We start from the raw sequence: 3,326 nt of genomic DNA, 5'->3' as shown, positions 1-3,326 counted from the left end.
GTATAAGAGACAGGCCGCTTGCCGGCCAGCGGCTCCCCCCGCCATTCGGGGATGGCGAAGCGCCGCTCCCGCCCGGCACGGCCGGCGGCGAAGCGGCAGGCGTAGTTGCTCCAGCCGTCGGCGAGCGCGCCGCTCTCCAGCTCCGCCAGACCACGGTTGAAGCGGGCGAGCGGGTGGCCCGGCGTCGCCGCCACGGCGCGATCGAACCAGCGCAGGGCATCGCCGCCACCCCGCCGCTGCTTCACCAGACCCAGCGTGCACAGCGGGTCGGCAAGGGCGGGCGTCAGCGCCAGCGCGTGGCGGCAGGCCCGCTCCGCTTCCACCAGCCGCCCTTCACCGCTCAGCGCATAGGCCAGCACGCCGTGAAGCGCCGCGTGCTGCGGCGCCAGCGTCAGCGCGCGGCGCAGCAGGACCCGCGCCTCGGCGTAACGGTCCTGGTCGCGCAGCGCGCCGCCGAGGTTGCCGAGAGCGTCCGCCTGGCCCGGGTCGAGCGCCAGCGCCCTCCTCCACGCCGCCGCGGCCTGTGCGGTGGCTCCCAGGTCGCGCAGCGCGTTGCCCAGATTGTTCCAGGTTCCGGCCTGTCCGGAGTCGAGCGCCAGGGCGCGGATGAACCGGCGAACCGCCGCCCGCGGATGTCCCGCGCCCCGCTCCAGCATCGCAAGGTTGGCGAGGGCCGCGCCGTGGGCGGGGGCAAGGACGAGCAGTGCCGCGTTGGCCGCGGCGGCCTCCCGCCAGCGGCCGGCGCGGCGGCCGGCGTCGGCCAGCGCGGCCCAGCCGTCCGTCCAGCCGGGTTGCAGCCGGACGGTGCGGCGGAACCAGCGCATCGCCGCCTCCGAACGCCCCAGCCGAGCCGCCGCCAGCCCGAGCAGGAAGGTGCCCTCCGCCCGCGCCGGGTCGAAGAGAACCGCGTCCCAGGGCGAGTGTTGGCCGCCGCGCCAGCCGTCCGCTGCCGCACTGTCAGGATGATCCGTCATGGTCGTTACCGGTGAAACGTGCGTCAGACGAACAGGCGGAGGCTGGTCAGCAACCTGTCCGTGCCGCTCCGCCCGTGGGAGATGGCGGACAGGCTGGTGATGGCGTCGTTCAGGCGGGTGACGTTCCTCGCCAGGATGCCGATGCCCGGAACCTGACCTTTCAGGTTGGACGAAGACTTCTTGACCCGCTGTTGGAACTCCTGGACATTCGCCGCAGCGGCCTCCTGGTCCTTCAGCGTCGGGAGCGCGGAGATGGCGTTGTTGATGGAGCCGGTCAGACCCGACGCCATGGAGTTGACACCGGCCAGCGTGTCCGACATGTCCCGTCCCCCATTTGCCCGAAAATTGTTCCCGGCGTTGATACGTGGCGTCCTGCCGGACTCCTGCGCGGTCTCGGGATTTTTTGCATCCCGCGGCGAAACAATCGGTCGGGCAAAAAATCAGCGGAAGCGGTGTAGGAGTTCCGTCCGGCCCACGTATCACCGGCAACTAGGCCCGCCGGAGCCAACCGAACGGCCTCGGACGCAGGAAGGAGCAGAGGATGGCCGCGTGATGGTGATCGACGAGGATGACGACGAAACGCTGATGGCCGAAACGGCCGCAGGGAACCGGGCGGCCTTCGACCGGCTGACCCGTCGGCACCTCCGCCGAAGCCTCGCGCTCGCCCACAGTCCAGCGTGTTGCATCGAGGCGAGGGGGGCAAGGGATCGCCCCATTCCCACCATTGATCAGGCGACGCGAACGGCCTCCGGGCGTCCAAGGTCGCGCATGCGATTGAGGACCTCGGCAGCGATGGCGACCTCAGTGACCTGCGCCTTGACGGTATGGAAACGCAGTCCATCACCGATGACCTGCGTCCAGCGCCCGATCTGGCCCTCCACGCGAGCCCTTCGGTTGACGGCGCTGAAGCTGCGCGCCGTTTTCCATCCGGCGCTACGCCAGACCGAAGGTCTCATCGGCTCAATCCTGCACCTGCTCGGGATCGCTCTGCCGGTGCCGGATCATTCCACCATGGCACGGCGGGCCAGGACGGTGACGCTGCCCAGCAAGGCGCGTCCGACCGGCGGAGCGCTTCACCTGCTGGTGGACAGCACCGGGGTGAAGCTGTGTGGGCCGGGCGAGTGGCTGATCGAAAAGCATGGGACCAGGAAGCGGCGATCCTGGAGGAAACTGCACATCGGCATGGACGCGGCGAGTGGTCGGATCGTTGCGGCCACGCTGACCGGCCGCGAGGTGGATGACGCCGCCCAGGTCGGGCCCTTGCTCGACCAAATCACGGACCCGGTGGCCTCCTTCACTGGCGACATCAATGGTGGGAATGGGGCGATCCCTTGCCCCCCTCGCCTCGATGCAACACGCTGCAGAGAGCCTGATACCGTGATACATGACGCCACGAAATCTGGACCCTTGTCCAAGCAAAGCATGCTTGGCCCTGGACTCGGTTATGCGTCACGAACATCGGAATTGAAGACGGTAGGGACGGCGCACCGGCCTTTCTGATGCAGTGCCGGTTGATCGGCCTCCGCATCTGATCCCTTACAGGGGGACGGTAACCAAAGCTGCGTAAAGTTCACACATCGGCAAGCTGAGGGGCATCCTGAGCCGAAATGGCCACGGAGGGCGCCTCTGATTGCGGAGCTGGGAACCGCAATCTGCGACGGCAAGGGAGCGGGAACACGCGCGAAGTTCAGAGTGTAGTGTCCGAAGCGGTTGATGTGTTCAGTCTGGTAAGGGCTCAGGTTGGCCAAGGCGTCCGCGTCCACCGCGATCTCCTCGATGGCCATCTGGTTCAAGGCCCGCGTCATCGACGCGATGGTGTGGAAGATCAGAAAGTTGGAAACCAAGTGGTTGTACTTGATCAGCTTGCGTTGCTCGTCCCGCACGCCCTCGCTCACCAGCCCACTCTCGCCGAAGGCGGTCCATTGAGCATACTTGTTGAACAGCTCGCTCTTGTTGGTCGCCGCTTGGATCAAGTGGCGCAGTTCGAGCGAGGACAGGAAGTTCAGCAGGAAGATCGTTCGGACCACTCGGCCCAGTTCCCAGAAGGCGAAGTACAGTTTGTTCTTGCGGCTGTAGGTGCCGAGCCGGCGCAGAATGGCCGAGGGGCGTATCCGCCCGGCGCGAACCGATAGGGCCACGCGCTGCATGTCGGGCAGCAGCGTCTCGATCAGCGCCCAGTCCACCGTCGCGGTGAACAGCGTGTCGATGCGCTCGTACAGGCTTGCCTTGTCCGGTCGGTAGAAGTGCAGGTCCTGCCAGTTGCGGATCCGCGGCATTAGCAGGATGCGGAAAAAGGGCTGTGCACGGCCGGTTGGTCGTGATTCTTTTCGGTTGAGGAGAACACGGCCGACG

Annotated in this window: 5 protein-coding genes; 1 reads left to right on the top strand and 4 read right to left on the bottom strand. The window is 67.2% G+C overall.

Annotated elements, in window-relative coordinates; translation table 11 throughout:
- The 3 genes from Q4I23_RS31760 to Q4I23_RS31750 form a co-directional block, all read right to left on the bottom strand.
- Window positions 1-974: tetratricopeptide repeat protein (locus Q4I23_RS31760; protein WP_498528872.1), on the bottom strand; the 974-nt coding region annotated here is incomplete at its 3' end.
- Window positions 975-997: 23 nt separating this feature from the next.
- On the bottom strand, window positions 998-1,294 hold the full coding sequence (locus Q4I23_RS31755) for a hypothetical protein (protein ID WP_498528871.1): 297 nt from the start codon (window positions 1,292-1,294) through the stop codon (window positions 998-1,000).
- A 408-nt stretch (window positions 1,295-1,702) separates the two neighbouring features.
- A complete protein-coding gene (locus Q4I23_RS31750; protein WP_498528870.1) occupies window positions 1,703-1,855 on the bottom strand; it encodes a hypothetical protein in 153 nt (50 codons plus the stop codon).
- A 13-nt stretch (window positions 1,856-1,868) separates the two neighbouring features.
- On the opposite strand from Q4I23_RS31750, the gene Q4I23_RS31745 reads away from it, so the two are divergent.
- Window positions 1,869-2,474, top strand: a complete 606-nt coding sequence (locus Q4I23_RS31745; RefSeq protein WP_498528869.1) for a transposase — start codon at window positions 1,869-1,871, stop codon at window positions 2,472-2,474.
- Here the strand turns inward: Q4I23_RS31745 and Q4I23_RS31740 are convergent.
- Window positions 2,417-3,326 (bottom strand): Tn3 family transposase (locus Q4I23_RS31740; RefSeq protein ID WP_498528868.1); only part of this gene is annotated, 910 nt, incomplete at its 5' end. The two genes, Q4I23_RS31745 and Q4I23_RS31740, sit on opposite strands and share 58 nt — an antisense overlap.

The sequence above is a fragment of the Azospirillum sp. UFLA03-27 genome (assembly GCF_059803775.1).
This window is presented reverse-complemented; position numbering and strand designations above follow the sequence as displayed.

Bases quoted from the DNA above. Each gene is read 5' to 3' on its own strand.
- Q4I23_RS31755 (WP_498528871.1), bottom strand. From the start codon at position 1,294: ATGTCGGACACGCTGGCCGGTGTCAACTCCATGGCGTCGGGTCTGACC.